11 protein-coding genes are annotated in these 14,901 nt (G+C 56.7%); all 11 read left to right on the top strand.

The window, feature by feature from the left end:
• The first annotated feature begins 237 nt into the window (after positions 1-237).
• Positions 238-1,791, top strand: coding sequence for an acyl-CoA carboxylase subunit beta (locus Q0F21_RS00170; protein WP_297236325.1), 1,554 nt, complete (start codon positions 238-240; stop codon positions 1,789-1,791).
• A gap of 2 nt (positions 1,792-1,793) precedes the next feature.
• Positions 1,794-2,009, top strand: a complete 216-nt coding sequence (locus Q0F21_RS00165; protein WP_297236324.1) for a hypothetical protein — start codon at positions 1,794-1,796, stop codon at positions 2,007-2,009.
• A 25-nt stretch (positions 2,010-2,034) separates the two neighbouring features.
• Positions 2,035-2,505 (top strand): biotin/lipoyl-containing protein, encoded by a 471-nt coding sequence (locus tag Q0F21_RS00160; RefSeq protein ID WP_297236323.1) that lies wholly within the window; start codon positions 2,035-2,037, stop codon positions 2,503-2,505.
• A 208-nt stretch (positions 2,506-2,713) separates the two neighbouring features.
• Positions 2,714-5,149 (top strand): polyribonucleotide nucleotidyltransferase, encoded by a 2,436-nt coding sequence (locus tag Q0F21_RS00155; RefSeq protein WP_297132435.1) that lies wholly within the window; start codon positions 2,714-2,716, stop codon positions 5,147-5,149.
• Positions 5,150-5,303: 154 nt separating this feature from the next.
• Positions 5,304-5,744, top strand: coding sequence for a hypothetical protein (locus tag Q0F21_RS00150; RefSeq protein ID WP_297236322.1), 441 nt, complete (start codon positions 5,304-5,306; stop codon positions 5,742-5,744).
• Positions 5,745-6,457: 713 nt separating this feature from the next.
• On the top strand, positions 6,458-6,601 hold the full coding sequence (locus Q0F21_RS00145) for a hypothetical protein (protein ID WP_297236321.1): 144 nt from the start codon (positions 6,458-6,460) through the stop codon (positions 6,599-6,601).
• A gap of 512 nt (positions 6,602-7,113) precedes the next feature.
• Positions 7,114-7,998, top strand: coding sequence for a GLPGLI family protein (locus tag Q0F21_RS00140; RefSeq protein ID WP_297236320.1), 885 nt, complete (start codon positions 7,114-7,116; stop codon positions 7,996-7,998).
• Positions 7,999-8,079: 81 nt separating this feature from the next.
• A complete protein-coding gene (locus tag Q0F21_RS00135) occupies positions 8,080-9,465 on the top strand; it encodes a vitamin K epoxide reductase family protein (RefSeq protein WP_297236319.1) in 1,386 nt (461 codons plus the stop codon).
• Positions 9,462-12,050, top strand: coding sequence for a carboxypeptidase-like regulatory domain-containing protein (locus Q0F21_RS00130; RefSeq protein WP_297236318.1), 2,589 nt, complete (start codon positions 9,462-9,464; stop codon positions 12,048-12,050). The genes Q0F21_RS00135 and Q0F21_RS00130 overlap by 4 nt, the downstream gene beginning before the upstream one ends.
• A gap of 239 nt (positions 12,051-12,289) precedes the next feature.
• Positions 12,290-12,616 carry a carboxypeptidase regulatory-like domain-containing protein gene (locus Q0F21_RS00125; protein ID WP_297236317.1) on the top strand — a complete coding sequence of 109 codons (327 nt, stop codon included), beginning with the start codon at positions 12,290-12,292 and terminating at the stop codon, positions 12,614-12,616.
• Positions 12,617-12,670: 54 nt separating this feature from the next.
• On the top strand, positions 12,671-14,899 hold the full coding sequence (locus Q0F21_RS00120; RefSeq protein WP_297236316.1) for a peptidase domain-containing ABC transporter: 2,229 nt from the start codon (positions 12,671-12,673) through the stop codon (positions 14,897-14,899).
• Positions 14,900-14,901 lie beyond the last annotated feature (2 nt).

The raw sequence follows: 14,901 nt of genomic DNA, 5'->3' as shown, positions 1-14,901 counted from the left end.
TCTCCAGGACACGTTTCAGATTTCTCATACTTTCATTACATCTCTAACCACATCTTCCCCACCGACAATACCTGGTGAAGGGAGTGGATACGGAACTCAGACGCACCTATGGGCAAAAGGTTAAATCTGTCCCGACACATTTTGGGGAAAGTGCATCTTACTCCGCTTTTGTGGGTATGCGTGAATACCTGTACCTTTGTCAGGTATAGGAAGATAATGTAATCGCACATATATATAATGAGTATACAGACAGAGAAGATCAGGGCACTCATCGAGCGAAGGGAGCAGATGCTCCTTGGAGGGGGCGAGGCTGCGGTGGAGAAGCAGCACAGCCGCCACAAGCTTACCGCTCGTGAGCGGATCGAGAGGCTCCTGGATCCCGGCACATTTGAAGAGCTGGGGACCTACGTTCGTCATCACAATACCAACTTTGGGGCTGATAAGAAGGTCTACGACGGCGACTCGGTCGTCACCGGGAGTGGTCTCGTGGATGGTCGTTTGGTCTATGTCTATGCGCAGGACTTCACCGCCTTTGCCGGCACCTGCGGATACATGCACGCTCGTAAGATCTGCGAGGTACAGCAGCTGGCTATGAAGGTCGGAGCACCCATCATCGGTATCAACGACTCCGGCGGAGCGCGCATCCAAGAGGGAGTCAATTCGCTTGCCGGCTATGGCGAACTCTTTGAGAATAACATCCTCGCCTCGGGCGTGGTGCCGCAGATCTCCGGGATCTTCGGTCCCTGTGCCGGAGGAGCAGTCTACTCCCCAGCACTGACCGACTTCAATATCATGGTCTCCGGCACGAGCTACATGTTCCTCACCGGACCGAAGGTGGTAAAAACGGTGACCAATGAGGAGGTGACTGCTGAGGAGCTCGGTGGAGCCTCCGTCCACACCCGCAAGAGCGGCGTGGCGCACTTCGCGGTGGAGAGCGACGAGGAGGGTCTGGAGCTGATGCGTCACCTGCTGAGCTTCCTTCCGTCCAATAATATGGAAGAGGCGCCTCGCATCGCTTCGTCCGACCCGGTCGATCGTGACCTGTCGGTGCTGAATGAGCTGATCCCTGACAACCCCAATACGGCATACGACATGTATGAGGTGATCGGTCAGATCGTCGATGGAGGTGAGTTCCTCGAAGTACAGCGGGACTTTGCCCGCAGCATCATCATCGGCTTTGCCCGCATCGACGGGCGGAGTGTCGGCATTGTCGCCAATCAGCCCGCAGCCGCCGCCGGTGTGCTAGACGTCAATTCGTCCCGTAAGGGCGCCCGCTTCGTCCGCTTCTGCGATGCGTTCAATATCCCGATCGTCAGCCTCGTCGATGTACCCGGATTCCTCCCCGGCACCGGTCAGGAGTACAATGCCGTGATCACCAACGGCGCCAAGCTCCTCTATGCCTATGGCGAAGCGACAGTCCCCAAGATCACCGTCATCACCCGCAAGGCGTACGGTGGTGCCTACATCGTGATGGGGTCGAAGCACCTCCGTGCCGACATCAATCTCGCCTGGCCCTCCGCCGAGATTGCCGTCATGGGTCCCGATGGAGCAGTGGAGATACTCTACGGTAAGGCTCTCAGGGAGGCGGAGGATCCGGCGGCGCTCAAGGAAGAGCACATCCGGGAGTATAGGGAGAAATTTGCCAACCCCTACTACGCCGCCTCATACGGATTTATCGACGATGTGATCGTCCCCGATGAGACCCGGAAGCGCATTGCCCGAGCTCTGCGTGACCTCCGCAATAAGCGCCAGGAGCTGCCGGCGAAGAAGCACGATAACATTCCCCTCTGATTATGGATACTCAGCACTATGACCCCTCCATCGAGGCGCTGCTCTCTCTCGGTCAGGCGATCGACGCGGCGCGAGGTGAGGTGGTGACGGCGATCGCACTGGCGCTGGCTGACTACGGTCGGAGCGTCGAGACCTCCGCTCTCTGCGATGAGGAGAGTGGTGAGCGGCGATCGGGCTGGTCCGACAAGTCGCTCACGATGCGCCGTCGCCCCTGGTAAGGACTTACTATCACACAAGAGACCTATGAAGCAATACCGATACACCATCAATGGCCACCCCTACGAGGTGACGATCCACTCTGCCGACGAGGAGACGGCTGAGGTGGAGGTGAATGGACACCACTACACCGTCAGGCTCGGTGATGAGTCTGCCCCCGCACCCGCTCGGCAGACCCCTAAGCCTCAGCCAGAGCCGACTGTGAGTGCGACACCTGCCGCAGAGGTACCTAAGGAGAAGCCCGCTGCTGCTGCACCGGAGAGTCAGCCCAAGCGTGCCTCCGGCGGTCGTGAGGTGATCGCCCCGCTTCCCGGACTGATCCGTGAGGTGCTGGTCAAGGAGGGGGATAAGGTAAAAAAGGGTCAGAAGATCATGATCCTCGAGGCTATGAAGATGGAGAATGAGATCAATGCCGACAGCGATGGCACGATCACCTCTCTCCTTGTCGCCAATGGAGACTCCGTCCAGGGCGGCGATCCGCTCGCCACGATAGGCTGAGAGACCTCATCGGATCCTCTGAAGCGGTCCGCTGTATGACGAATGGGGCGATCCTTTTTCCTAAATTAGGGGAAGCGTCCCAAGGTCGGCGCCGTAAAAAGAGGGCTTTTTCGCTGAGAATCTTTACCTTTGTACGATTTTAGGGAGGGAACGCTGAGATTTTAGATAACCCGGCCGGCAATCCCGCCAGCCGACAAGACGTAAAAGTATGAACGTAATCACAAAGACCATCACTCTGCCCGATGGTCGTGAGATCACGATCGAGACAGGCAAGCTTGCCAAGCAGGCTGATGGCTCCGTGGTTGTACGCATGGGCAAGACCGTGCTCCTGGCGACGGTAGTCGCTGCCGAGGAGGCACGTCCGGGCGTAGACTTTATGCCCCTCCAGGTAGAGTATAAGGAGAAGTTCTCCGCCGATGGCCGCTTCCCCGGTGGCTTTACCCGTCGTGAGGGACGTATGTCGGATCATGAGATCCTGATCGCACGACTGATCGACCGCGCCTTGCGCCCCCTCTTCCCCGAGGACTATCACTGCGAGGTCTACGTGCAGATCATCCTCTTCAGTGGGGACCCCAATGAGCTCCCCGACCAGCTGGCCGGACTGGCAGCCTCTGCCGCCATGGCAGTCAGCACCGTCCCCTTCGATGAGGTACTCTCTGAGGTGCGGGTGATCCGTCTCGACGGCGAGTGGGTGATCAATCCGACACTCGACCAGCTCAATCGTGCCGATATCGATCTGATGGTCGGCGCGACGGAGAAGAACATCATGATGGTCGAGGGTGAGATGAAGGAGGTGCCCGAGAGCGACATGATCGAGGCGATCAAGCAGGCTCACGAGGCGATCAAGGTACAGTGCCGCGTGCAGAACGAGCTGGCCCGCGAGGTAGGCTCCGACGTCAAGCGCACCTACGAGGGTGACGCGCAGGATCCCGAGCTGGACAAGAAGATCTACGACAGCTGCTACGACAAGCTCTTCGAGATCGCCATGTCAGCGGATAACGACAAGCACTCCCGCTCTCGTCGCTTCACTGAGGTGGGTAAGGAGTTTAAGGCTCAGTACAGCGAGGAGGAGCTCGAGGAGCTGGAGCCGCTGATCAATCGCTACTACGATAAGTACGTCAAGCTGGCGGTACGTACCGCTGTGCTCGACCATCATCAGCGTCTCGACGGTCGCGGTCTCGAGGATGTGCGTCCTATCTGGACGGAGGTGGACTGCCTCCCCGCACCTCACGGATCCGCCATCTTCACCCGCGGAGAGACCCAGGCACTCGCCACGGTCACCCTCGGTACCAAGGACGATGAGAAGCTGGTCGATGACGCCCTCTTCCAGGGCAAGGAGCGCTTCCTCCTTCACTACAATTTCCCGCCCTTCAGCACCGGAGAGGCCTCTCGTCCCAAGGGTGTCAGCCGCCGAGAGATCGGTCACGGCAATCTCGCCATGCGTGCCCTCCACGGTATGATCCCCGAGGACTACCCCTACACCATCCGCGTGATGAGCGACATCCTGGAGAGCAACGGATCCTCCTCCATGGCTACGGTCTGCGCCGGTACGCTGGCGCTGGAGGATGCCGGTGTGCCGATGATCCGTCCCGTCTCCGGTGTCGCCATGGGTATGATGAGCGAGGGAGACAAGAAGGCGGTCCTCACCGACATCCTCGGTGATGAGGACCACATGGGAGATATGGACTTCAAGGTGACCGGTACCCGCGAGGGCATCACCGCCACCCAGATGGATATCAAGATCGACGGACTGAGCTACGAGGTGCTGGCACAGGCCCTCGAGCAGGCACGTCGCGCCCGCTTCCACATCCTCGACATCATCGAGAGCACCATCCCCGGACCTCGTCCCGAGCTGAAGCCTCAGACGCCCCGCATGGAGCAGATGGAGGTGCCGAAGGAGTTCATCGGCCCGATCATCGGCCCCGGCGGTAAGATCATCCAGGGCATGCAGGAGGAGTCCGGTGCTCAGATCAATATCGAGGAGGACACCGAGCGCGGTGTCGGCGTGATCCAGATCGCTGCGTCCAATAAGGAGGCGATCACTCGCGCCCTTGAGATGATCAATCGCATCGTCGTCATCCCCGAGGTGGGTGAGACCTACGAGGGTACCATCAAGAGCGTGATGCCCTATGGTGTCTTCGTCGAGTTTATGCCCGGCAAGGAGGGTCTACTCCATATCTCCGAGTGGGACTGGAAGTACTTCGGCAACATCGAGGAGACCGGTGCCGCAGAGGGACAGAAGCTGCAGGTGAAGCTCCTCGAGGTCGATCCCAAGACCGGCAAGTTCCGCCTCTCTCGCCGTGCTCTGATCGAGAAGCCTGAGGGCTACGAGGAGCAGTCCGAGCGTCCCCGTGAGCGCCGTCGTGGCCGTGAGGAGCGTGACGGAGAGGGTCGCCGTGGCGAGCGTCGCCGCAACCCTCGTCGTGAGGAGCGCAACTCTGATGACAATGACAGCGAGGAGCAACGTCCCTCTGATGAGGAGCGTCCGCGCCACCAGGAGCGCCGTCGCAATCCCCGCCGTGAGGAGCGCGAAGAGGAGCCCCGTCGCGAGGAGCGTGAGGAGGAGCCGAAGCGTGAGCCAAAGTCCTCTGATGACAAGCCCGGGAGCCCGGCTGACTTCTTCAAGCAGTTTGGTCAGTTCTGATCAGTAACCCCTACTTAATATGCAGCGAGCCGAGTGCGATCCTTTCGTCCTCGGCTCGCCTGCTCTATATGCATAATGTCGTGATCGTGATGCAAAGTACCTCTCGGTCTTCCTTTGTCTCACGACTGAGACAACACCACAGACTACTCTTGGTATGAATTACTACGCTCTGATCCCACTCGCTCTGTCGCTCGTCTACTTCCTCGGAAGACTCTATGGGCGTACAGCTCACGACAGGACCTACTACTGCTCGTTTCATGAGCTCTTCTTACTCCTCACCGCTGTCTACATAGCACCATTGGGAGGTGTCTCGGTGGCTTTGACGCTCGGGGCACTACTTGTGGCACTGGTAGCGATCTTCCTCCTTCGCTGGTTCGTGGGTGATAAGGGACTACTACCGACAGGGCAGCTTCTTAGGAGGAGCTATCCTTGGCTCTACCGTTTTTGTACGGCTGTAAAAAGCGGGGCCTTCATCTGCCTGACCCCGTACTTTCTACCCGGACCTCTTTACAACCTACTATTGGTGATTGTCCCCCTTGTGGTCGTCCTCGTGGAGCGACTCTCGCTCTATTGGATCCACAAGAGGTCAGCATAAGTCTCAGGAGTGAAACCCGGATACCGATAGTCCGACTGACCTCCTCGGGCAGTTCTGTCCCTTTTATGCAGCGAGCCGAGTGCGAACCCTTCGCCCTCGGCTCGTTTTTTTTTTGCGCCCTCTCGAAGCACTTTATACCCCCTCCGACCAAGGGACGCATTAGAGTGGTACAGAAGCCCCTCAACTCATTGTGAAGAGTGGGGAACGAAGCACCCCTTGTGGGTGCCCGTTTTTTTAGCCACGTGGTCGAGGGGCCTAGCCCCGAAGACCCGTGGACCAGGCAACACAAGCAATCCCGCGACCCCGCCAGGGTGTCGCACTCATTGCCAGACTGGTGAGTGCGACACCCTGGCGGGGTCGTATATCTTTATCGGGGTCCTCTTTCCCGCGGTCTTCGGCACTTCGTGCCTCGACACGCGGACTAAACAGCGAAGATCCCTCCGTGGCTTCCCCCCTGCGGGATCAGCAGGCGGGAGCATCAGGCGATATAACAGCGTGGCAGGCGGAGAGGCACCTCGAAGAGGTTCGTCCTGCGTGGACCGGATGGCCTGCCGGGTCTGATCTTAGAGGCGTACGATACGCAACGTCACTATGTCTTCACTGCTCTCGGGATGACTACAGAAGTGCCTGGCAAGGTGGGGATTCATATCTTCACCAAAAATGATCTGAGTGAATTCTCGCGAGAGAAATATCTTCACTTTCGGTGGAAGCGTATGAATGAACATCAAGATCCCTCTGAGAAGCTACGTACTGCCGGCATCATCAAGTCGAAGAGAAGACAAGAGAAGCCGGAGGAGACGATCTGCCAGTACTACGACTTTGAGGAAACCGACTATCCGCATGTGATGAACTTGTGATAGGTAGGTTTTTGACGGTTGTCAAAATATATTCGCAACTAACTTGCCGTATTTTTTTGTGTTGTCAATTATAATAGTTACTATTGTATGCTCGCTTAAGCCAGACGGGATAGGCTTTCTGGTCCAATGGATCTCTGTGACGTGAGCAGACGAAGACTGTCTCTTGCGATGCCCGCTCTTAGGCGACAATGCTTAACCTTATAACACTTAACATCATGTTACAACTCAATCCACATGAGCTCCTCCACCTTAGAGGAGGCTCCGCTTCTGCCTCGTGGAATTGCGCGCAGCTCCTTCAGTATGAGGCAGCTACTCACAAAAAGTCTTCTAACGAAAAGTGGGAAGATGAGTATTGGGATGACTGGGGTCGGCGTTTTGAGGAATGCGCAGAGAGTCTTCAATGATTACTGTGAGCATTCTTAACAAAATCTGAGAATTGTAGAAGGTGTGCATCTCGTGGTTTGATCGACATTCCTGAGATTGCACCTCTTCTACTTTATTTCTATTGGCTTATGAATAAAAGATTGATAATCCTGACTGTCGTATTTTTCTGTTTTTCTCCACGTTCGGTAGCTCAGATCATCAAGGACTACAGCGATGCGGAGCTGGAGGTGTACTACAATAAGCACTTAGAGATAGACACCACGCAGATGGGTGCCCAGGCGCAGGACACCAAAATGTCGCTTCGTATCGGGGGTGGTCATGCCCTCTTCGCCTCGACTAAACGAATGTGGGCTGACTCACTGAGGACGTACAACTTTGCGCTACACGAGACACTTTACTACAAGCTCAATCCTATAGGTGGCAATCAGCCGTGGAGACCCTTGGGTAGTGCGGAGGGAGAGTATCTCTTCAAGAATATGCCGGAGGGGAAGAATACGGTATACCATAATTTTGGCTTTGACAACTATGTATACGCGGAGGATATCGAGCCGCAGGAGTGGCTCCTCGGTGACAGCGTCCGTTCGATCCTCGGGTACGAGTGCCGACTGGCGGAATGTGACTACCGCGGTCGTCACTGGATTGCCTGGTATGCTCCTGAGATTGCGGTGTCGGAGGGTCCGTGGAAGCTGGGTGGGCTGCCGGGTCTGATACTGGAGGCGTACGACTCGAGGCGTCACTATGTCTTCACTGCCCTCGGGATGACTACAGAGGTGCCTGGCAAGGTGGGAATTCACATCTTCTCCAAGAGTGATCTGAGTGAAATCTCGCGAGAGAAATATCTTCACTTTCGGTGGAAGCGTATGAATGAACATCAAGATCCCTCTGAGAAGCTCCGTGCTGCCGGCATCATCGAGTCTAAGAAGAAGCAGGAGGAGTCAGTCGAGACGGTCTACTCACACTATGACTTTGAGGAGACTGACTACCCGCATACGATGGATCTGCAGAAGAAGTAAGTCCTGATAGGGATTGTAGGTGGTTTTACGGCGAGTGACAATGACCAGTGGTCTTAATACGTTTTTAAGTCATATATACGTATGATCGAGGAAGCCCTTTACCTACTGAAGGTCTATCGCTCGGAAGTACCGAGCCGAGTGTTTCGCCTAGCTCTGGAGACCTCGCCGTTTTACCCCTCCGCACTGTCTCTTGAGCGAACATTCTCGTTCTTCGGCCTTAATGTTATGGTCGGGAAGGCAAGTATGAATGATCTTGACCGCATGCCTCCTTATTTTCTTGCCTTTGTGGACGTGAATGGAAGTGCCGAGACGATCCTGATCCACCGAAAGGTCTCGGGTGCATTGGAGCTGTATCACTCTGCCGATCGCACCTTTAGGGATCTGCCTTACGACGAGCTTAAGAGGGTGTGGAGGGGCTACGTGCTCTACATTACCGATGAGCCCTCCGGATCCATTCGCCGGATCGGTGAGAGACCACTCAAGATGACGGTACTCATTCTTGTATTTCTCTCAGCACTTACAGTCTGTGTTATTGAAGAAGGTCTGTTTCTTGGGCTGTCGGTTGTTGGCTTGTGGCTTGGGCTTAGTCTTCTCTATGCCCAGAATGGTAGTCCTCCTCCATTCTGTAAGGTCGGCTCCCAAGTCGATTGTCGCGAAGTAGGTGACTCTCGGTACTCCAAGATACTTGGGGTGCCACTAAGTGTGTATGCTACAGCTTTCTTCGCATATGTTTTGGTGACGCGCTTGTTCCTCTTTCTTGGTGACGTAGATCCCGCAGTCCATTATCACCTTATCGGCAACATCTTGCTTTTGGTCTCGCCCTTTGTGGTGGGGTACTCCCTCTTCGCCCAGTGTAGGGTCGGTAAGGTCTGTCTATACTGTTTCGGTATCCTTTGTGTCATTATTGCGATGGGGTTATCTCAGCCTGTCTGCTCCCGGGTAGGTGTTGGACTGCTGATTTCAGAGATCGTAGCGTATTTGCTGTCGTTAGCTCTTGTGTATCTGGTTAGTGCTCTGATGACCTCTCGCGGAGAAGTCTTACTCCATAAGACTCAATCCTATCGCAGGCTGAGAGCCGCAACTTCCGTGTCTCACTTCGCACACTTCCCATATAAAGCAGAAAGGGGTACTCTGCGGCTCTATCTGTCTCCGCGATGCAGAGCATGTCGGGGAGTCATACGAGACCTTAGGGATGTCTCGCGGCTTACGTCGGGACGGATACGGATGAGTATACGACTGATCCAGGGCAGTGATGATGGGGAGAGAGCATTTCGCTGCATGCTCAATGAACTAAAAGTGAGCTCAGAATACGTCTCGATGGACACAAAAACACTAAGTAAGAGTGAGGGGATCAAGGTGGAGAGAGTCCCCCTTATGGCAGTGGATGAGTGGATCCTACCTGAGGGTACAGACCTCCTCAGTGCTGCTCTTATTGTATGGGATAAAGATTATTATAACATAGCATGAGATCACTACTGACTGATATTATCCTCCATTCGCTTCTCCTCTTGGTGCTGCCGATGACGGCGGCTGCGCAGGTGCGCGGACGGGTCATCAGCGCCTCGGACGGGGAGCCCCTCCCCGGGGCAACCATCCTCCTGGAGAGTGCCTCGAGGAAGCACCTCGCCTACTGCATCGCGGGGAGCGATGGGCAGTTTTCGTTCAAGTCCATGCCCGATGGTGCGGCGCAGATCTCCGTCTCCCTGATGAGCTATGCCACTGAGCGGATCCCGCTGGAGGGGGCCTCCTTCCCCCTCACCATTCGCCTGAGGGAGGAGGCGTTTCAGCTGAAGGAGGTGGCGGTCCAGGCGAAGAGTATCATCGCCGACGGGGACACGGTGACCTACCTAGTCTCCTCTTTTTCCCAGAAGAGTGATCGGAACATCGGTGATGTGCTTAAGCGGATGCCGGGACTCCAGGTGGAGTCCTCCGGGAAGGTACTCTATCAGGGCAAGGAGATCAATCGCTTCTATATCGAGGGGCAGGATCTCCTCGGGAGCAAGTACGGTGTCGCCACGAAGGGGGTCTCTCCGGACGACATCGGTGCCGTGGAGGTGATGGAGAATCATCAGCCGATGCAGGTGCTGCAGGGGATCTCTCTCTCGGATCAGGCGGCGCTAAATCTGAAGCTCAAGGAGGGGCGCAAGTCTGCCTGGCTGATCCACGGCTCTGCCGGCGGCGGGTATATGAGATCTCCCCGACAGGGGCTGTGGCAGGGGGATGTCTTTGCACTCCGTGCCTCCGCAGCGACCCAGACACTCCTCTCGCTCAAGGGGAATAACACCGGACTCGACTTCTCCGAGGAGCAGATGGAGTTTGGCCTCTCTCCTCGTGCCACCGCCCTCCACACGCCCCTGGAGCTGAGTCTCCTCCCGGCGGTCTCACTCCTCCCTAAGCGTACCCTGCTCAATCAGGGGGGCATCACTTCCGTCAATCATATGTGGAGCGTCACCCCTACTCTCCAGGCGCGCGTGATGGGAGACTACCTCGAGGATCATCGCACCGCCTCGGGTGAGGTGAGGACTACCTACCTCAGCCCGACGGGGGATCGGGAGCTCGTAGAGAGGCGGGACGACCGCTCCACGCACAGGATGCTGCGCGGTCGTCTCGTGCTGGAGGCCAATCAGCCCTCCTATTATCTCAGCAACACTGCCAGGGTGCAGCTGGATAAGGAGCGCCCAGACCTGCATACCTCGGGGACCTTTACCAATAGACAGGTCGGCGAAGTCTCTGACCTCTACCTCTCCAATGACCTCCGGTGCATCCGACGGATCTCGGGGGATCACCTTCTCTTCCTCCAAAGTCAAAACGAGTGGGAGTCTCTGCCCTCTCAGCTCCATCTGATGAGTGGAGGAGAGGAGGGCACCGAGCTTATAAGAGATCGCGCCCTGGCGACGAAGGAGAGTCTCTCCTACGACTACCTCCTCGGACAGGTCTATATAGGCGTGGAGGCGGGCGTGAGAGGGCTCTTCCGTCGACTTGAGAGTGAGGAGGCGGGTGCCCTCCCCGTAGATATCACCGCTGCGCAGCGATTGGACCTGATGGCGGTCTCCCTATCGCCTAAGCTGAAGTGGCATCGGCAGACCACCGAGGTGACACTCGGACTACCTCTGGAGTACAGCCACTATGCCTTCGGACCGGCTCGTCCCTCGATCCGGTACGTCCTCCTGTCCCCCTCCCTCTCCCTGACGACGAGACCTCTCTATGGTCTCTCGCTCTCTCTCCGAGCCGGAGGGGGAAGAAGTCCGATCGTGCCGGGGGATCTCTTCGAGGGCCAGTGGATGACCGACTACCGGACCGTCTCTACGGGGTATGAGGAGATGGTCCTCAAGCCCTCCTACAGGATCTCCGCCTCCGCCTCCTACCGTGACCTCTCGAGAGGGCTCTTCTCGCACCTGATGATCCTGCATCATGGGGGAGAGTCGCCCTATAAGACTCGCCGAGTGCTGGAGGACGGCGGGCTGATACGTCTCTATAACGACAAGGAGCACAGTCGGATGCGGTCGACCATGGTGAGTGGTCGAGTCAATCTCGCCATCGGTGCCATCCACGGTGGTGGCTCCCTCATGACGGTCTACTCGCACACGACCAGAGAGGCTATTGCTGAGGAGGTGCCTATACGCTTCGGAACCAACCTCCTGACCGTCAAGGGGATGCTCAACTCAAACATCACCTCTCGACTCTTCCTCCTCTACGAGATGAGCTACAGCGGTAGTCGACTCTCCCTTCCCGTGGGGGACCGAAAGCCCACTCGGCTCTATGGCATGACTCATGCACTCGAGGCAACCTATACTCCCGCCGACCCACTCACTATGACCCTCCGTGGGGAGTACTACCGATCTCGGATCACCTCCGACCTGACGAAACAGATGGTGATGATGGATCTCGATCTCACCTGGAGCGTCAGTCGACGGATTGAGCTGGAGGCCGGGCTGCACAATCTACTGAATAACGACCGCTGGGACTACACCACATATGGACTCCTGACTCGTCAGACCGTAAGTCGACAGCTCCGCGGCCGCTCCCTCCTCCTCACCCTCCGTGTCAAGTGACTTCGCAAGCTCGCACCGTCCCCCCCCCATCTCAGTATGCCGATCAGCAACCCTTCCTCTCACGGCTCACCATCTCCCGGATGTATACGACTGTCACAAGTGCAAGTTGTTCCCGATTTGTGATTATTGTACAGAGCGCAAGCTTAGGATGATACGTAAGTCTGGACATTTCAATGAATGCTCTGATGAATTGAAAGAGGAAATATTATCAAGACGGCTTTCAAGTGTGATGAGCTAATATGAAAACCATTGATCAGATCCGATGGGTGATCGTCCTGCTGGCTGCATGGATCACTATCTCTACCATAAGCGCACAGGAGATCCGGGGCGTTACCCTGCGCGAGGATGGTAACCCTGTCCCCTACGTGGGTGTCGTCCTCCGCACGACTGCCGACTCTACCCTCATAGCCGGCACCTATAGCGATGAGGAGGGGCGCTTTGTGCTGACACCAAGTGGAGACTACCGGGAGGATGTCCCTCTCAGTCTCCATTGCTCAGCGATCGGCTACGAGTCCCGCACGCTGCCTGTCACGCTCTCCGATGAGCCGATCAAAGGGATGACGTAGTCTCCTATTCTGTCTTAGATATAGCTTCGAGAAAAGGAGGAAGAGCCATATACTATGGGACGGAAAGGGATAAAGCTTAGGCGACAGCGGGATGCGATGGACTGCGGACCGGCCTCGCTGGCGATGATCGTCAGCTACTATGGTCGGGAGCCGGACATCGACCGACTGCGAGACCTCTGCGCCCTCGGTAAGACCGGTGTCTCTCTCCTCGGTATCAGCAAGGCGGCAGAGGAGATCGGACTTAAGACGATCGGTGGGCGGATCTCCTTCAAGACCTTGGTCGAGGAGGCTCCTCTGCCCTGTATCGCTCACTGGGATCAGAACCACTTTGTCGTCATCGATCGGGTGACTCATCATCGGAGTGGAGACTACACCATCCACCTCGCTGATCCGGGCAAGGGGCTCAGAAGCCTTGATCGAAAGACCTTCTGTGACCACTGGGTCAGCACCGTTACCGGAGGTGAGGAGCGGGGGGTGGTCCTGCTCCTCGAGCCTACCGAAGCCTTCTATGCCCCAGAGGAGGATGGAGAGAGACGAAGTAAGAGGGGGAACCTTCGCTTCCTTATGAGCTACCTGAGACGCTATCGTCGCTACTTCGTCCAGCTGATCCTCGGACTCGTCGTGGGAGCTCTGCTGCAACTCATCTTCCCCTTCCTCACACAAGCGATCGTGGATGTGGGGATAGGGAGTCGGGACATAGGGTTTATATGGACGATCCTCTTAGCGGAGCTGATGCTGCTCCTGAGTCGGACAGGGATCGACTTCGTCCGATCCAAGATCCTTCTTCATATATCGACAAGGATCAATATCTCCCTCATCAGTGACTTCTTCATCAAGCTGATGCGTCTGCCGATGCGCTTCTTCGACACAAAGCTGATGGGAGATCTCCTGCAGCGGATCGAGGACCATCGGAGGGTGGAGCAGTTCCTCACCTCAAGCAGCCTGAGCCTCCTCTTCTCTTTCGTCACGTTTGTGGTCTTCGGTATCGTCTTAGCCGTCTATGATCGGCTGATATTCACAGTCTTCCTCGTGGCGACGCTGATCTACGCCGGCTGGATCCTCCTCTTCCTCCGCAAGAGACGTGAGCTGGACTATGCCTACTTCGAGCAGGCGGGGCGCAATCAGAGTGTCACCTACCAGCTGATCAATGGTATGCAGGAGATCAAGCTCCAGGGATGTGAGCAGAGGAAGCGGTGGGAGTGGGAGGACGTGCAGGCGGATCTTTTTGGGGTCAATCTCAGGGCGCTCAACCTCCGCCAGCTCCAGCAGATCGGCAGCGTGACGATCAATGAGCTGAAGAACATCCTCATCACCATACTCGCTGCCACCGCCGTCATCAGGGGGGACATGACACTAGGTATGATGCTGGCGGTGCAGTATATCATCGGTCAGCTAAATAGCCCTGTGGAGCAGCTGATCAACTTTATCTACTCCTGGCAGGATGTCAGCATCAGCCTGGAGCGTATGAGCGAGATCCACGAGGAACAGGATGAGGAGGATGCGCATAGGATCCGTCGCGCATTCCCCTCGGAGGACAGGGAGGGGTACTCCATCGAGCTGAGGGACTTAGCCTTTAAGTACGATCCCTACAGTCCGCAGGATATCCTATCGGGCATCAACCTCTCGATCCCTAATGGTAAGGTGACCGCCATCGTCGGCGCCAGCGGCAGCGGCAAGACGACCCTCATCAAGCTGATGCTCGGGTACTATGAGCCGCTTCGGGGCTCGATCCGGGTGGGCGGCGAGGATCTGAGTGGGTACAGTCTCGAGTGGTGGCGACGGCAGTGTGGTGCCGTGATGCAGGAGGGGTACCTCTTCTCCGACACCATTGCGCGTAATATCGCCATCTCGGATGAGGAGCCGGACATCGATCGGGTGAGGGCAGCGGCGCGAGTGGCAAATATTGCAGACTACATAGAGGCGCTTCCTCTCGCTTACAATACGATGATCGGTCAGGATGGTCAGGGCATCAGTCAGGGTCAGCGTCAGAGGCTTCTGATCGCCCGGGTGGTCTATAAGGATCCGAGGATCGTATTCCTCGATGAGGCAACCAATGCGCTGGATGCGAAGAATGAGCGACTGATCACGGATCGACTCCGGACGTTCTACGCCGGGAAGACGGTCGTCGTCGTGGCTCACCGGCTCTCCACGGTCCGTGATGCCGACCACATTGTCGTGCTGGACGGAGGACGGATCGCCGAGGAGGGCACGCATGAGGAACTGACGGCAATGAGAGGGAAGTACTATAACTTGGTGAGAAATCAGCTGGAGCTGGGTAGCTAATC

The sequence above is a fragment of the uncultured Porphyromonas sp. genome (assembly GCF_934359325.1).
In the GTDB taxonomy this organism is placed as follows: Bacteria; Bacteroidota; Bacteroidia; order Bacteroidales; family Porphyromonadaceae; genus Porphyromonas_A.
This window is presented reverse-complemented; position numbering and strand designations above follow the sequence as displayed.

Excerpts from the sequence above, each read along its gene's own strand:
- Q0F21_RS00170 (WP_297236325.1), top strand. The coding sequence starts at position 238 with ATGAGTATACAGACAGAGAAGATCAGGGCACTCATCGAGCGAAGGGAG.
- Q0F21_RS00165 (WP_297236324.1), top strand. The coding sequence starts at position 1,794 with ATGGATACTCAGCACTATGACCCCTCCATCGAGGCGCTGCTCTCTCTC.
- Q0F21_RS00160 (WP_297236323.1), top strand. The coding sequence starts at position 2,035 with ATGAAGCAATACCGATACACCATCAATGGCCACCCCTACGAGGTGACG.
- Q0F21_RS00155 (WP_297132435.1), top strand. The coding sequence starts at position 2,714 with ATGAACGTAATCACAAAGACCATCACTCTGCCCGATGGTCGTGAGATC.
- Q0F21_RS00150 (WP_297236322.1), top strand. The coding sequence starts at position 5,304 with ATGAATTACTACGCTCTGATCCCACTCGCTCTGTCGCTCGTCTACTTC.
- Q0F21_RS00145 (WP_297236321.1), top strand. The coding sequence starts at position 6,458 with ATGAATGAACATCAAGATCCCTCTGAGAAGCTACGTACTGCCGGCATC.
- Q0F21_RS00140 (WP_297236320.1), top strand. The coding sequence starts at position 7,114 with ATGAATAAAAGATTGATAATCCTGACTGTCGTATTTTTCTGTTTTTCT.
- Q0F21_RS00135 (WP_297236319.1), top strand. The coding sequence starts at position 8,080 with ATGATCGAGGAAGCCCTTTACCTACTGAAGGTCTATCGCTCGGAAGTA.
- Q0F21_RS00130 (WP_297236318.1), top strand. The coding sequence starts at position 9,462 with ATGAGATCACTACTGACTGATATTATCCTCCATTCGCTTCTCCTCTTG.
- Q0F21_RS00125 (WP_297236317.1), top strand. The coding sequence starts at position 12,290 with ATGAAAACCATTGATCAGATCCGATGGGTGATCGTCCTGCTGGCTGCA.
- Q0F21_RS00120 (WP_297236316.1), top strand. The coding sequence starts at position 12,671 with ATGGGACGGAAAGGGATAAAGCTTAGGCGACAGCGGGATGCGATGGAC.